Annotated in this window: 11 protein-coding genes; all 11 read left to right on the forward strand. The window is 39.7% G+C overall.

Features of this window, described 5'->3' with window-relative positions; translation table 11 throughout:
• Positions 1–68 precede the first annotated feature (68 nt).
• The 11 genes from hpf (at position 69) to prfB (ending at position 15,936) form a co-directional block, all read left to right on the forward strand.
• Entirely contained in the window at positions 69–620 is a 552-nt protein-coding gene (hpf, locus tag J2S19_RS12910) for a ribosome hibernation-promoting factor, HPF/YfiA family (RefSeq protein WP_307342478.1), read from the forward strand.
• Positions 621–679: 59 nt separating this feature from the next.
• Positions 680–1,579 carry a ribokinase gene (gene rbsK, locus J2S19_RS12915; RefSeq protein ID WP_307342481.1) on the forward strand — a complete coding sequence of 300 codons (900 nt, stop codon included), beginning with the start codon at positions 680–682 and terminating at the stop codon, positions 1,577–1,579.
• A 352-nt stretch (positions 1,580–1,931) separates the two neighbouring features.
• Positions 1,932–4,433 carry an InlB B-repeat-containing protein gene (locus tag J2S19_RS12920; protein ID WP_307342484.1) on the forward strand — a complete coding sequence of 834 codons (2,502 nt, stop codon included), beginning with the start codon at positions 1,932–1,934 and terminating at the stop codon, positions 4,431–4,433.
• A gap of 69 nt (positions 4,434–4,502) precedes the next feature.
• On the forward strand, positions 4,503–5,573 hold the full coding sequence (locus J2S19_RS12925) for a leucine-rich repeat domain-containing protein (RefSeq protein ID WP_307342487.1): 1,071 nt from the start codon (positions 4,503–4,505) through the stop codon (positions 5,571–5,573).
• 40 nt (positions 5,574–5,613) lie between these two features.
• Positions 5,614–7,938: an FHA domain-containing protein gene (locus J2S19_RS12930; protein WP_307342490.1), complete on the forward strand. Its 2,325-nt coding sequence runs from the start codon at positions 5,614–5,616 to the stop codon at positions 7,936–7,938.
• A 21-nt stretch (positions 7,939–7,959) separates the two neighbouring features.
• Positions 7,960–8,598, forward strand: coding sequence for an FHA domain-containing protein (locus J2S19_RS12935; RefSeq protein ID WP_307342493.1), 639 nt, complete (start codon positions 7,960–7,962; stop codon positions 8,596–8,598).
• A gap of 12 nt (positions 8,599–8,610) precedes the next feature.
• On the forward strand, positions 8,611–9,390 hold the full coding sequence (locus J2S19_RS12940) for a PP2C family protein-serine/threonine phosphatase (protein ID WP_307342496.1): 780 nt from the start codon (positions 8,611–8,613) through the stop codon (positions 9,388–9,390).
• Positions 9,391–9,407: 17 nt separating this feature from the next.
• Entirely contained in the window at positions 9,408–11,396 is a 1,989-nt protein-coding gene (locus tag J2S19_RS12945) for a serine/threonine-protein kinase (protein WP_307342499.1), read from the forward strand.
• Between the two features lie 10 nt (positions 11,397–11,406).
• Positions 11,407–11,811 carry a hypothetical protein gene (locus J2S19_RS12950; protein WP_307342502.1) on the forward strand — a complete coding sequence of 135 codons (405 nt, stop codon included), beginning with the start codon at positions 11,407–11,409 and terminating at the stop codon, positions 11,809–11,811.
• A 253-nt stretch (positions 11,812–12,064) separates the two neighbouring features.
• On the forward strand, positions 12,065–14,575 hold the full coding sequence (secA, locus tag J2S19_RS12955; RefSeq protein WP_307342504.1) for a preprotein translocase subunit SecA: 2,511 nt from the start codon (positions 12,065–12,067) through the stop codon (positions 14,573–14,575).
• A gap of 259 nt (positions 14,576–14,834) precedes the next feature.
• Positions 14,835–15,936, forward strand: a protein-coding gene (prfB, locus tag J2S19_RS12960; protein ID WP_307342507.1) for a peptide chain release factor 2 whose coding sequence is annotated in 2 segments (ribosomal slippage) — positions 14,835–14,906 and positions 14,908–15,936 — 1,101 coding nt in all. Because the reading frame shifts where the segments join, the coding sequence is not laid out codon by codon here.
• Positions 15,937–16,005: the final 69 nt, after the last annotated feature.

Below are 16,005 nucleotides of genomic sequence, written 5' to 3' on the forward strand. Positions count from 1 at the left end.
AGCAGGAGATCACCGGGACAAAATAGAATATTGTATACATAGCTTTATCAAAAAGGAGGAGTTCTATCATGAGATTTAACGTCAGAGGAGAAAACATTGAAATAACTCCAGCATTAAGAGAATATGCAGAAAAGAAAATTGGTAAGCTTGAGAGATACTTCGAGGATTCAGTTGATGCAAATGTAAACATTAACTTAAAGTATTACAATGAACAGGATTCTAAAATCGAAGTAACAATCCCGATGACAGAGCTCGTGTTACGTGCTGAGGAACATAATCAAGACATGTACGCAGCGATTGACCTTGTAGTAAATAAATTAGAACGTCAAATACGTAAACATAAAACAAAAGTAAACCGTAAATTCCGTGAAACAGGTGCACCGAAATTTGTGTTCAATAATAATGTACCTGAAGGAAATGCATCAGAGGAAGAAGATACCCAAGAGCTCGTTCGTACGAAGCGCTTTAACCTTAAGCCGATGGACAGCGAAGAAGCGATTCTTCAAATGGACATGTTAGGCCACAACTTCTTCGTATTTACAGATGCGAAAACAAATAAAACGAACGTAGTATACAAACGTAAAGATGGTAAATACGGCTTAATTGAGCCTCAAGTATAAGATAAATCTACAAACAGCGCCTGCTACAATGGGCGCTGTTTTTCATAAGGAGCGAATCAATGAAACGGCCTAAAATCACTGTCATTGGCAGCATCAATATGGACCTTATCACAAAAACAACGACCATCCCAAAAATAGGAGAAACCGTCCTTGGTCAATCGTTCCATACAATCCCTGGAGGAAAGGGAGCAAACCAAGCAGTTGCTGCTGCAAGACTCGGTGCCGACATTACTCTTATTGGCTGTGTAGGGAACGATGAGTTTGGCAAAACCCTTAAAGAACATCTATTAAATGAACATATCAACACTACATACATAAATTCAGTCGAGGATACATCAACTGGAATAGCATCAATTACTGTCGCAAACGGTGACAACAGCATCATCGTTGCACCCGGAGCAAATTATCAACTAACTGTATCTCACGTGAGATCACTAGAACATGTAATTGCAAACAGTGACATGATTCTATTACAGCTTGAAATCCCACTTGAAACTGTTGAGGAAGCAGTGAGGCTTTCAGCAAAACATCAAGTTCCTGTTATTTTAAATCCTGCGCCAATTCAAAAACTATCTAGAAATTTACTTACACAAGTTAACTATATAACGCCAAATGAGCATGAACAACACGAACTATTATCCTTATTAAATAGTGATGAGTTGGAACAAATACGACAAAAATGCATCGTCACAAAAGGGGCATCGGGTGTAGCAATTCATCAAAATGGTGCAGAGCAACTGATTCCAAGCTATAAAGTAGACGTCGTCGACACAACCGGTGCAGGCGATACCTTCAATGGAGCCCTTGCAGTTGCACTAAGCAGTGGAAAATCCCTCAACGAAGCCTGCCATTTCGCAAACGCTGCCGCATCCCTATCTGTCACAAAGCTCGGTGCTCAAAGTGGGATGCCAACCCTTGATGAGGTACAACAATTTATGGGGGACAGTCCCCCGCTATGATAGTGCGTTAAAGCGTCGGGGGACTGTCCTTCACTACGCTAACAAGTTAAAGCGCTGCGGGACAGTCCCCATAAAAAGTAGTGAGAAAAATTCACTACTTTTTTTGCTCTCAATGCCAAATTTCCTACACAAAAATGCACGTTCCACACCCCAACCTCCATCTAGTCCCTACCATTAAATTGAAAAAATGCAAGATATTTCACCAGAAAGGTCTAAAAACTTTCACCCAACCGGTTTAATTTTAATCAAATCCCCTATATAATTAAAAAGACCTATGTAAATTTAATTATATCTATCTATTAGAACGAACATTATAGTTCTAATTACACAACTAGAAGAGGGGAGCAAACAGGTGTCGGAAAAAACGAGGAAAGTTCTTACGAAACGGAATATTACAATTTTTAGTATTCTCGCAATTATTCTATTATCACTAGGTACATATTTTACAATTCAATATGTAAATGCGGAGACGATTAAAGAGCAATTAGCCCTAGGGGATCGCTACTACCAGGAACAGAAATATGAAGAAGCGATTATTGCTTACGAAACGGTTCTTGAAATCGATGAGGAAAATGTTGAAGCACGCATTGGTTTAGCAAAGTCTTATCAAGCACTTGAAAAAGTCGAAGAGGCAAAAGAGGTTTTAACAGCTGGGATAAAAGTCGTTCCTAAAGAACCGAGCTTTTATCTAGAATTAAGCAATATGCAAATTATCCAAAAGGATATTGTTGGTGCAGTTGAAACGCTTGACGATGGGATTAGAAATACGAAGGATGATCGACTCAAAAACGAGTTATCAACAATCGACTCACAAATCGAACTAGTCTCAGACCGTAAAGAGGTTCAAGTAGAAAAAACTGCACAATTAAAGCTAGTCTACATAAACAAGAATGAACAGGCAACAGAAACTGAGGAAGAAGCGAATAAAGCCGACTCAGAAGAAAGTTCAGAAACACAAGCAAAAGATGCTGATTCAGAAGAAAGTACTGAAGAACAAACAGAATCTCAAGATGAAACTGCAGATTCTCCAGAACAGAGTGAATTAAATACAGATGCAGAAGATACAGAAACAAACGATGACTCAACTTCAACAGAAGAAACTCAAGAAGAAGAGGATCAAACGAAATCCGAAGTACTCGTTGAAGGAAAATGGTCACTCACACCAGGTGAATCAGGACAGCTCCAAGACGAAATAGCGTCAACAAATGTGTTCACAGCGAACTCACCAGGACGTGAAACAGTCGTTGCGACAATCGGTTCACTTGAGAAACAAGCAACACTTACTGTAAAAGAGCATGTATTAGAAAATATTGAAATCGTAGCATCCGTTAATAAAAATACGGTTGGCAATGGAATTGAACTGAAGGCAATCGGACAAGATGCCAACGGAGAAGAAATGGAAGTTTCACCAGATTGGTCAATTTTAGAAGGTGTTGGCACACTAGCTTTAGAAACAGGGGCGACGAACACATTTCTTTCAAATGAACCAGGTAACTCGACGATTGTTGCAAGAATAGAAGATAAAGAGTTTAAAATATCACTTGAAACAATTGAACAAACGTTTAATTTAAACAAAGAAGTGAGTGGACAAGGGTCCATTGTGACGAGTGCAGCTGGTACACAATTTAAAGACGGCCAAAATGTTTCCTTGAAAGCAATTCCTGCTGAAGGTTGGGAATTTGTCGGCTGGGAAGGAAGTGTCGACGGTACTGCGGATCAAGTATCAGTCGTAATGGATACGGATAAAGCCGTTCGTGCACTATTTAAACCACAAACGAAGTATTACACACTTCAAGTAAACAGTGAAGGAAGCGGCGCTGTAACAAAATCAATTAAAGCGAACAAATACCGTGAAGGCACTATCCTTACTTTAACAGCAAGTCCACAGTTTGGCTGGGAATTTTCACATTGGAAAGGCAGCATTAGTAGTAAAAATGCTCAGGTTCAAGTAACAATGAACGGCTCAAAAGACATAGTTGCAGTATTTGTGAAAAAGGCAGACACAGCAAAACCGGTTAAAAAGCCAGCAGCGAAGCCTTTTCAAAAACCGGCACAACAAACATCTGAACCAAAACCGGTACAACCAGAACCGACACCTACACCACAACCTGAACAAGAGCAACCAGCAAAACCTGAAGCTGAAGTACTAGGTAATCTTGGCGGTATCATCAAAAATGCTCGTACAGGTGAAGTGATTCCGGGTGCACTCGTTAAATTGAGAGAAGGTGTTGATACACAGTCAGGAGAGGTTATTCAAAGTGGTTCAACGGCGCAAGATGGAAACTACTCACTTATCGGTATATCACCAGGGAATTACACATTAGAAGTAGCGAAAGATGGCTTTTCAACAAAATATGTAGCCGTTGAGGTTGGTGTAGGCGAGAGAAAAGTGAAAAATGAAACATTAATGCCTATTGAGAAACCAACAGAAACAACTGACTTCCAAGTTGTTTTAACATGGGGACCAACTCCGTATGACCTTGATGCACATTTAACAGGTCCGACAGTTGAGCAAGAAGGTCGTTTCCATGTCAGTTATCGCAATGACAATTATGTAGCTCCTGATGGAACGGTATATGCACAGTTAGATACAGATGACCAAGATGGAGACGGACCTGAAACGATTACGACCTTTAAACAAACAGATGGTGTGTATCGTTACTTTGTTCATAATTTCTCAGGTGAACCATCGATCACAACATCTGAAGCAAAAGTTGAGCTCTACCAAAATGGAGTATTAAAGCAAGTATTTAACGTGCCGACAACTGGTACAGGCCAATATTGGAATGTATTTGAAATCGAAAACGGCCAAGTACGTGTAAAAAATCAGTTGTTAGCGAATGAACCTGAATAATTCATTCGTTGCGCTCTTTAGGGTCTTACAACTCTAAAGAGCGCAAATCCAGTATAAAGGGGACACACCATGATGAAAAAGGCATACATATTGCTCTTTACTTGCATCTTGCTGCTTCTTCCAATCGGTCATGCTTCAGCTGAAGAAGCATTGACTTTTGAAGACAAGCAGCTAGAAGAAGCAATTCGCAAAGAAATTGATAAACCAAGTGGGGATTTGTTTAAATCAGACGTAAAAGATATTACATCACTTGATGCAACAAATGAAAGAATTCAAAACCTTAAAGGGATCGAAAATTTAACAAGTCTAACAGAACTTAGAATAGCGGACAATCTTATTTCTAACTTAGCACCGTTAGAAACGTTAACGAATTTAAAAGTAATTAACGCATCGAACAATAAAATTAAAGATATCGCTCCATTAAAAGACCTTGTTAAACTTGAACGCCTATATTTGAGCAACAATCAAATTGAAAAAATTGATGACGTAAGCTTGTTAACAAAGCTTGAAGTATTAATGCTTGATGACAATGACATCGAAGTCATTAACGGAATTAATGATTTAAAAGCGTTAAAAAACTTACGCATTGACCATAACGCTATTGAAAATATTTCACCGCTTAAAGCATTGGCAAACTTAGAAGTAATCCGGTTAAATGATAATGAAATTTCTGATGTGACAGCCGTTTCTAATTTAGCGAAAACAAAGGTATTGAGCTTGTCTAATAATCCGATTAGTTTTATCGGACCACTTGGGAATTTAACGGAGCTTGAAGTGCTTGAATTGAGTGATGGTAAAGTAAAAGAACTCGACCCATTACGGAGCTTAACAAAACTACAAGTGCTGCATTTAGACAATAACAATATTTCTGACATTGACCCTCTTGAAAATTTGGAAGAACTACATGAACTTCAATTAGGTGGAAATGACATTGACGAATTTGCGCCAGTGGAAAGTGTATATGACACATTAATTACGAAGGATTTTTCTTTAAATGATGAAGAAGAAAATGAGTCAACGGAGAAAGGGAACGATGAATCCGGACAAGGTAATTTGTTACTATACGTCCTGCTCGGAATTATCATCCTGCAAACAGGTGCATTATTCTTCGTGTTAATGAATGCGAAAAAACGAAACTAAAGAGAGGGCATTTGCTCTCTCTTCTCATATGGAGGTTAATATGTCTACTAAAGGTGAGAAGAAGCATCTCTTAAATGTTTATATCAACAAAGAATTAATCACGACCTTTGACATGCAAACGGCTGGCTCAAGCAAGTATACGATTGGCCGTGCAAAGGACAATGACCTTGTTATCCATTCCCCGATTGTATCTGCACACCATGCAACAATCCATGTAGAAAATGGTCAATGCAAAATTATCGACGAAAACAGTACGAATGGCATCATCATTGATGAACGAAAGGTAACCGAACAAGTTTTAGTAAATGGGATGCACATTTTAATCGATGATATGAACAATCCACACGATGAAGGGATTTTCATTCTTTATTCTGAGCTTGAAAATGAGCAGGATGAAAAGTGGAATGAAGTATATTTTAAGGACAAGCCATCGATTACAATTGGGCGTGAAAGCTCGAATGATATTGCACTTGCTCATAGCCTTGTGTCGAGAAAACATGCGCAAATCTTTGTCGAGAAAAATGACATTTTTGTAAAAGACCTGAACAGTACTAACGGGACATTTTTAAATGGAAAACCAGTGAAGCAAGTAACAAAGCTAAAGCCCCTTGATATGATATATATCGGTCAAACGAAATTTATCGTTCAAGAAAATAAGATTCTTTACAATGTCCACGTGAAAGGACTCCAAATTGATGCCATAAACATCTCAAAAACGGTTGTTGATTCATCTGGCGGATTGTTTGCTGCGAAAGCAACAAAGAAAATACTCGATAATATTAGTATTAGCATAAAGCCAGGTGAACTTGTGGCCTTAATTGGTGGAAGTGGTGCTGGTAAATCAACCTTTCTTGATACGTTAAACGGGTTTCGTCCTGCAACAGATGGCACTGTGCTTGTGAATGGTGACGATTTTTATGCGAATTACAATGCGTATAAAAATATATTGGGCTATGTTCCACAGCAGGATATCGTCTACGACACATTAACAGTACAACAAATGCTTATCTATGCAGCAAAACTTAGAATGCCTGAGGATTCAAGTGAAGCAGAAATTCTTGAGCGTGTTAAAGAAGTGATTGAGGATGTTGAACTAGAGGGAAGAGAAGACCTCGTGATAAGCCAGTTAAGTGGCGGACAACGTAAACGTGCCAGTATCGCGGTGGAATTACTAGCAGACCCGAAACTATTTTTCCTTGATGAACCGACTTCAGGTCTTGACCCAGGTATGGAGCGAAACATGATGAGATTGTTGCGCAAGCTATCGAATAAAGGAAAAACGATTATTCTTATTACACATGCAACAGCAAATCTCCACCTTTGTGACAAGGTAGTATTCCTCGGATACGGGGGACGTCTTTGTTATTTTGGCCCTCCATCAGGTGCACAAAAGTTCTTTGAAGTAACAGACTATACGGATATTTACGATTTGATTAATAAGCAAGCGGAGAAATGGCAAGCAAAATTTGTCCAGTCCCACTACTATTCCTATTATCAAACTCTTACAGGAAAACAAGCTGAGAAAAAACCGCTTCAAAAAGGACCGAGTCGCAGCTCACTTAAGCAATTTGCAATATTATCTGCAAGGTACTTAAAGCTATCACTCGTCGATAAGCAGCGCTTTTTCTTCTTAATGATCCAAGCACCTATTATTGCAATTTTAATGGGGTTAGTTGCTGAAACTGATTCATTTGAGTATTTTGAAACATCGAAACAAGTGATTTTTACTGTTGCAGCCTCTGCGGTTTGGATCGGATTGCTGAACTCCATTCAAGAGATTACGAAAGAAAAGACGATTTATAAACGAGAACGTACTGTCAATTTAAAGCTAGGACCTTATATTTCTTCAAAAATTGTCATTTTAGGATTAATGGGACTTATTCAATCAGTTATATTTGTGGCAATTTTTACAGCAATCATCGAGCTACCTACAGAAAATCTTTTAGGTTATGTACCTATTGAAATCTTTATGACGTTTTTCTTAAGTGTACTAGCATCAACCGCGATGGGGCTTGTTGTATCGTGTCTTGTTGCAAATTCAGATCGGGCCATGGGATTGGCACCGATATTACTAGTTCCCCAGCTTATTTTTAACGGACTTGTGTTTGAGCTTGAAGGGGTAACGGATTGGTTATCAAATCTTGCTATCGCTAAGTGGACAGCACGGGCATTTAGCATTTCCTTTGACTTGAATGACAAACCAATGGAATTGGAAACAAAGGTCGCCTTACCACAACGCGACTTACCAGAATACTACGATCATAGCTTGTCCCTGCTTTATCAAAATTGGGGAATTTTACTCGGCATTACCGTTTTATGTACAGTGATTAGCATCGTGATTTTGAAACGGAAGGACCGTCAATAACAAATAAGGAGAGACGTCACAATGGACTCAACCGTCATTTATCTTTTTCTAGGAGTCATCCTGCTCTTTAACATCGTCTTCATGGTCGTTTTCATGAAAAATAAGGCGAAAAAACCAGTAGCAGCACAGCCTGTCGGACAACCTCGTTTTGAACAACAAGAAGCTGCGGCAGATGAAGAAGCAAAAACGCAAGCGCTCGGAAGCAACCAGCCACAAAATCAGCCTGTCCAGGAGCCTGTTGAGGAAAAAACAGAAGTACTTAGTATTGCAAATCTTACGCCACAGGAAAAAGCGATGCTCGGCAAAGAAGCTGATGAAACGATGATTTTAGGTGCAGCAGAGCCAACTCCAGTCGTTCATCAGAAGGTATTACGAAGTGTTATCTATCAATCGAATGGGACCGAAGAAGTATACAAGTGGGATGAAGCAGAGGTTCTTGTCATCGGCCGTGACCCACAGCAATGTGACCTGACAATTACAACTGACAAATTTATTGGCCGCACACATGCTTTAGTCTATCAAAAGCACAGTCGCTATTATTTAGTAGACTTGGATAGCAAAAATGGAACGTATATTGACAACCTTGCTCTCAAAGGGCAACAGGAAATTAGCTTGGACGAAGCGTTTAAGCTGGGGCAAACCGAAATTGTCGTCAAGTAATGGAGGTGTGGAATGTTGTCACATCAAGAAATGGAAGAAACGATGCAGCTCATCCCTTATGTACGTTATGGAAGCTGGACGGAAAAAGGGAGACGCAGTGAAAACCAAGATTCGTTGCTTATACATCTAGACCCGCTTGTAGCCTCCTTTGCAGTTGCTGACGGTGCAGGAGGCCATCAATTTGGCAAGCAAGCGAGTGAACTAACCGTAAGTGCGATTAAAAGTGAGTTAGCATCAAATACAGATTATACACCTGACTATTTTCAGCTTCTTTTTAAGAAAAAATATGAACAAATCAATTCATATCTGTTTCAAGAAAGTCAGAAACGCAATGTGATTATGGCGACAACACTTTCAATGATTCATATTTTTGCGAACGAATTAATTGTAAGCAATGTCGGTGATACACTCATTTACCGACTGAGAAACGGCATTCTCGAGCGATTGTCAGCGATTCATACAGTCGCTTGGACAGAGTACGAACAAGGAAAACTGACAAAAGAAGAGCTTCAGCATCATCCGTCCCAGCATGTGCTCACAAAGGCAATCGGTGCGAAGGATACAATTGAACCATACTATGAAACATTGAAAACGAACAAACGTGATATCTACCTTCTTTGTTCGGATGGCGTCACTAACTTTATTACTGAAGACAGGCTTAAACAACTTTTTCATCAACTTAAGCAATTTACTAATGAAGAACTGACAGAGCTTTGTTCAACGTGTGTGCACGAAGCATTAACAAATGATGGCAATGATAATGCAACAATGATTGCGATACAAATTGTGTAAGAAAAGGGGGTGCAACGATGGACTTAAAAATCGGCCAGCTATTTGATGAGAAATATAAAATTTTAAATGTGTTAGGTAAAGGTGGAATGGGGAAGGTCTATCTTGCCCAAAATGTGAAGCTTGGTACGTTGTGGGCAATTAAACAAGTATATAAACGACCTGACTCACCTGTTGACTTTTTAGCCGAACCAAACATTATGAAAAAACTCAACCATCCCTCATTGCCGAGAATTTTTGACATTATTGACGATGATAACTCGATTTTTATCGTTCTTGATTATGTTGAAGGTGTGTCATTGGACAAAGAGCTTCGAACGGTAGGACATTTTTCTGAGCAAGAGGTAGTTGAATGGGCCAAGCAAATATGTGACGTCTACATTTACTTGCATGAACATAAACCGAATCCAATTATTTACCGCGATATGAAACCATCGAACTTAATGAAAGCTCCGGATGGCACGATAAAGGTTATTGATTTCGGGATTGCTCGTGAATATAAGGAAGAATCAGCTGGAGATACGCAAATTCTCGGTACACCTGGGTATGCAGCACCTGAACAAAGGCAATCACAAACGAGTGAAAGGTCAGACATCTATAGCCTAGGTGTTACACTGTACCATTTGGTAACTGGACTTAGCCCAAGTTCAATTTACGAGTTCAAACCGATTCGTGACCTTGATGCCACCTTATCTGAAGGACTTGAAGAAATTTTAGAAAAAATGCTTCGCAATGACCCAGCAGAACGCTATCAATCTGCAAGAGAACTGTTAGATGATTTACAAAACATTGAGAAGAAATCAACAATTTATAAAAAGGCACGGCAAAAGCGACGGATTAATCTCGTTAGCTCCTTAGTTAGTCTTTGTTTGTTCTCATATTTAACGTTGACTGGTTTTGATGAAATTAAGGCGGAAAGAATAGCAGACTACGAGAAGCTCGTTGAAATCGGAAACAGTTTGACAGATAACTTCGAATTTGAAAAGGCAGATAAGGAATTTGCAAAAGCAGTTGAGAAACTCCCTGAAAAATTGGACGCATATATTGGATCGGCAAGAAATCAATATATGAAAGGAAATTATCCAAAAACAATCACTATGCTGCAAGATGTTTTGGACAAGGTACCTGGTGCTAGTAGCCACGCAGATATTGCTTATTTAATCGGTTCCGCCTATTTTGAACAAAATGACTATAAACAAGCTGCTGCACAATTGAATAAGGCGAGTTCGCTTAATCCAAATGAGGAAACGTATTTGCGAGATTTAGCTGTCGTTCTCGCGAAGGATGAACAACTGGCGGAAGCAGAAAAGATTCTCCAAAGCATTACAGATAAAGGGATTGACGAAGAGGGAACATGGTATGTAAATGGAGAAATTCTCACAGCACAAGGTGAATTTGAAGCAGCAGTCGAGAGTTTTAACAACGTATTAACGAACGGGAAGGACCCTTCATTAAAAGCGAAGACAGCATTAACAATGGCTCAGCTTTATAAGGATAATAAAGGACCGTTGAATGATGAAGCAATTGATAAACGATTAAATGTATTAGCGATAGGACTCGAGCAATCTGTCAAAACGTACGAATTGTTATTAACTGAGAAGCAGGCTGAGGCTTATTATGAAAAGGCTATTTACGAAGGAAATGATGAAACATATTTTGTGAAGGCAATCGACCAATTTCAAAGCTTAATAGATAGAGGCTATGAACGTTCGTATTTGTATAAAAACATCGCCATCATGTATCAAGTGATGGATGATTACGCAAAAGCGGAGCAAACACTTGAAGCGATGAAAGAAAAATATCCAACCGACTATACTGTCTATTACCAGCTTGCTATGCTTTACGCGGATATGGAAAATGAAAAACCGAACAACGAGCGAAACTATGAAAAAACAGTTGAAAACTATGAACTCGCCCTTCGCTACAGTCCGGAAAAGGCAGCGACACCAGAGCTTCAGCCTCTTATTAAATTAATCGAGGAGCTTAAGGAAAACAACTTCATAGAATAGGAGGGATTGCATGACGAAAGGTTTTTTAATGGTTTCTATTGGTATTATTGGGATTATCATCTCGCTTATATTTTTGTTAATACAACTATTGAAGACAGAACCAAAAATAAGAAAAACAGAAGCGGAAGCAACAAGTATACGTTTAACTGAGACAACAAAGGCAAGCACAAGTGCACAACCAACTGAAACAATGATTCTCCATACAAATCAACACGATGAATCACGCGGTATAATACCAGAAAAACAAAGCATTAAACTCCAGCCAATCCCACAACTGGCAACAGCAAGACCGAAGCAACAGACAAAACACGTCACAACCGAGGAAACAATGCTTATGAACAATGACGAGACAGCCATACTAGGAAATCCCTCCTCTTCCTCAGCTGTTGAAGAAACTGAGATCTTGCATAAGTGACGGGGGACAGTCCCTCACTCAGTTAGCGCGTTAAAGTGATGGGGGACAGTCCCCCGACACATTAAAGCGTTAAAACAGCGAGGGACTGTCCCCCAACTCACTACCACGTTAAAGCACCGGGGGACTGTCCCCACACCCCACACAACCTCCACATACGTCCCTGTTGTACCACATCCCAAATAGTGCTAAAATAAATGTTAGACTAAACCAATAGATATAGTAATTTCACTCTACACACAGAGGAGCGTTATAAATGCTTGGTATTTTAAATAAGGTGTTTGATTTTAACAAACGTGCATTAAATCGTTACGAGAAAATGGCGAATCAGATTGATGCGTTAAGTGGCCAAATGGGTGGCTTATCTGATGAGCAGCTAAAAGCAAAAACAGAGGAATTCAAGGGAAGAGTTGCAAAAGGTGAATCTCTTGATGACTTATTAATAGAAGCATTCGCAGTAGTACGTGAAGCGGCGAAGCGTGTATTAGGATTACATCCATACAAGGTTCAGCTCATGGGGGGGATTTCTCTTCATGAAGGGAATATCTCTGAAATGAAAACAGGTGAAGGGAAAACCTTAACATCAACAATGCCTGTTTATTTAAATGCGTTATCTGGTGAAGGTGTTCATGTTGTCACAGTCAATGAATACTTAGCAAGCCGTGACGCAACTGAAATGGGTCAGCTTTTTGAGTTCCTCGGCTTAACTGTTGGCTTAAACTTAAACTCACTAAGCAAAGATGAAAAGCGTGAAGCATATGCATGTGACATCACTTACTCAACAAATAATGAGCTAGGGTTCGACTACTTACGTGATAACATGGTGCTTTATCGTGAACAAATGGTGCAACGACCATTAAACTTTGCCGTCATCGATGAGGTTGACTCAATATTAATTGATGAAGCGAGAACACCGCTTATTATATCTGGACAAGCAGCAAAATCAACAAAACTGTATCTTCAAGCAAACGGCTTTGTGCGCCAGTTAAAGCAAGAAGAAGATTTCACATATGATGTGAAAACAAAAGCAGTTCAGTTAACAGAAGATGGGATTACAAAGGCTGAAAAAGCATTTGGCATTGACAACCTATATGACATTTCTCATGTGTCATTAAACCATCATATTAACCAAGCATTAAAAGCACATTTCGTCATGCAAAAAGACGTAGACTATGTTGTTGAAGAAGAACAAGTTGTTATTGTTGACTCGTTTACTGGACGTCTTATGAAAGGTCGTCGCTACAGTGATGGACTTCACCAAGCAATCGAAGCAAAAGAAGGCTTAGAAATCCAAAACGAAAGCATGACACTTGCGACGATTACATTCCAAAACTATTTCCGTATGTACAAAAAGCTTTCAGGGATGACTGGTACAGCGAAAACAGAGGAAGAAGAATTCCGTAACATCTACAACATGCAAGTTATCGCGATTCCGACAAACCGTCCAATCGCTCGTGATGATAGAGCAGATTTAGTCTATCGATCAATGGAAGGGAAATTCCGTGCAGTTGTTGAAGAAATCAAGCAACGCCATGACCTAGGTCAACCTGTGCTCGTTGGTACAGTTGCCGTTGAAACTTCAGAATTGATTTCACAGCTTCTTAAGAAAAAAGGTGTACCGCATCACGTCTTAAATGCGAAAAACCATGAAAAAGAAGCAGAAATTATCGAAAACGCTGGTCAAATCGGTGCCGTAACCATTGCAACAAACATGGCTGGTCGTGGTACAGATATTAAACTTGGTGCAGGTGTTGTTGACAAAGGCGGACTTGCCGTTATCGGTACGGAACGTCATGAATCACGCCGAATTGATAACCAGCTTCGTGGACGTTCTGGTCGTCAAGGAGATCCAGGGATTACGCAATTTTATCTTTCAATGGAAGATGAATTAATGCGCCGTTTCGGTTCAGACAATATGATGAATATGATGGACCGCCTCGGAATGGATGATACACAGCCGATTCAAAGTAAAATTGTTTCACGTGCTGTTGAATCAGCGCAAAAACGTGTGGAAGGAAATAACTTCGATGCACGTAAACAGCTTCTACAATATGACGACGTATTACGTCAGCAGCGTGAAGTCATTTACAAACAACGTTTCGAAGTATTAGACTCGGATAATCTTCGCAACATCGTTGAAAAAATGCTTGCTTCAACCATTGACCGGATCGTTGGAAACTTTACTCCAAAAGATGAGGTTGAGGAAGAGTGGAACTTAGAAGGCATCGTTGACTATATGAATGCGAATATCCTTCAAGAATCAGAACTTACAGTGAAAGATCTTCGCGGTAAAGACCCTGAAGAAATGGCTGAATTCATTAACAAAAAAGCACTTCAGCATTACGATGCGAAAGAAGCAGACTTTGGCGAAGAGCAAATGCGTGAATTTGAAAAAGTTATTCTTCTACGTGCAGTTGATTCGAAATGGATGGATCACATTGATGCAATGGATCAACTCCGTCAAGGTATCCATCTCCGTGCTTACGGTCAAAACGACCCGTTACGTGAGTATCAAATGGAAGGTTTTGCAATGTTTGAAAACATGATTGCTTCGATTGAAGAGGACGTTGCGAAGTACATTATGAAAGCTCAAATTCGTAACAACCTTGAACGTGAAGAAGTCGCAAAAGGTCAAACAGCCGTTCATCCAAAAGAAGGCGATGAACCTGTTAAGAAAAAACCGGCTCGTAAAGTCGTTGAAATCGGCCGCAACGACCCATGTATTTGCGGCAGTGGAAAAAAATTCAAAAACTGCTGTGGTCAATAAACGGATTCTTGAATATAAAATAAGGCGCACTTTTCTAAATGGAGCGTAAGTGCGAGACTCCTGCGGGATGTGGGAAGCGAGTACTGTAGCGGCAACTAACCCTAAACGAAAACTTTGTAAAACACAACGTCCTTTACAAAAAGAGTCTTATGTTAAAATAGTTTAAATGGTGTAGGACAGAATAAACGGTAACAGAACGAGAGAGGTGACAGCCACCTCTCTCTTGTTACGCTAAAAAAATATAGAGGTGACGGCAATAATGGAATTAGTAGAAATCAGACAAGAGCTTGAAAAAACAGCTAAACGTTTAGCGGACTTTAGGGGGTCTCTTTGACCTCGATATAAAAGAAGCTCGAATTCAACAGCTAGAAGGTCAAATGACTGCCCCGGATTTTTGGGATAATCAAAACGCAGCACAATCGGTTATTAATGAAACAAATGCACTTAAGGAAATGGTTGACCAATTCCATGACTTAAACGAATCATATGAAAATCTTCAACTAACATATGACCTTGTCAAAGAGGAAGAAGACGAGGATTTGCAAGCAGAGCTCTCTTCAGAAATGAAAGAGCTGATTGAACAGCTTAATGACTTTGAACTACAACTTTTATTAAGTGAACAACATGATAAAAATAATGCAATTCTCGAACTACACCCAGGTGCAGGCGGTACCGAGTCTCAAGATTGGGGTTCTATGCTCCTTCGCATGTACACTCGTTGGGCTGAGAAAAAAGGCTTTAAAGTGGAAACACTTGATTATTTACCTGGTGATGAAGCGGGGATTAAAAGTGTGACACTGTTAATTAAAGGCCATAACGCATACGGTTATTTGAAAGCAGAAAAAGGGGTTCATCGTCTTGTGCGAATCTCACCATTTGATTCTTCAGGCCGTCGCCATACATCGTTCGTTTCTTGCGAAGTTATGCCAGAATTTAATGAAGAAATCGATATTGAAATCCGTACAGAAGACTTAAAAATCGATACGTACCGTGCAAGTGGTGCTGGTGGTCAACATATTAATACAACGGACTCTGCGGTACGGATTACCCACTTACCGACAAACATCGTTGTTACATGTCAAACGGAACGTTCACAAATCAAAAACCGTGAGCAAGCAATGAAAATGTTAAAGGCTAAGCTTTACCAAAAACGGATCGAAGAACAAGAGGCTGAGCTAGCGGAAATTCGTGGAGAACAAAAGGAAATCGGCTGGGGAAGTCAAATCCGTTCTTATGTGTTCCACCCATATTCAATGGTGAAAGACCATCGTACAAACACAGAAATCGGTAACGTACATGCTGTGATGGATGGAGAACTAGACCCGTTCATTGACGCATACTTACGTTCAAAATTATCTTAATAAAGTATAAAAAAGCAGTTGAAATTTGTTTCGCTGCTTTTTTGTATGTTTTTCACTACTAACGTCAAC

The sequence above is a fragment of the Metabacillus malikii genome, from assembly GCF_030813355.1.
Taxonomy (GTDB): Bacteria; Bacillota; Bacilli; order Bacillales; family Bacillaceae; genus Metabacillus; species Metabacillus malikii.

Bases quoted from the DNA above. Each gene is read 5' to 3' on its own strand.
- J2S19_RS12945 (WP_307342499.1), top strand. From the start codon at position 9,408: ATGGACTTAAAAATCGGCCAGCTATTTGATGAGAAATATAAAATTTTA.
- rbsK (WP_307342481.1), top strand. From the start codon at position 680: ATGAAACGGCCTAAAATCACTGTCATTGGCAGCATCAATATGGACCTT.
- secA (WP_307342504.1), top strand. From the start codon at position 12,065: ATGCTTGGTATTTTAAATAAGGTGTTTGATTTTAACAAACGTGCATTA.
- J2S19_RS12940 (WP_307342496.1), top strand. From the start codon at position 8,611: ATGTTGTCACATCAAGAAATGGAAGAAACGATGCAGCTCATCCCTTAT.
- hpf (WP_307342478.1), top strand. From the start codon at position 69: ATGAGATTTAACGTCAGAGGAGAAAACATTGAAATAACTCCAGCATTA.
- J2S19_RS12950 (WP_307342502.1), top strand. From the start codon at position 11,407: ATGACGAAAGGTTTTTTAATGGTTTCTATTGGTATTATTGGGATTATC.
- J2S19_RS12930 (WP_307342490.1), top strand. From the start codon at position 5,614: ATGTCTACTAAAGGTGAGAAGAAGCATCTCTTAAATGTTTATATCAAC.
- J2S19_RS12925 (WP_307342487.1), top strand. From the start codon at position 4,503: ATGATGAAAAAGGCATACATATTGCTCTTTACTTGCATCTTGCTGCTT.
- J2S19_RS12935 (WP_307342493.1), top strand. From the start codon at position 7,960: ATGGACTCAACCGTCATTTATCTTTTTCTAGGAGTCATCCTGCTCTTT.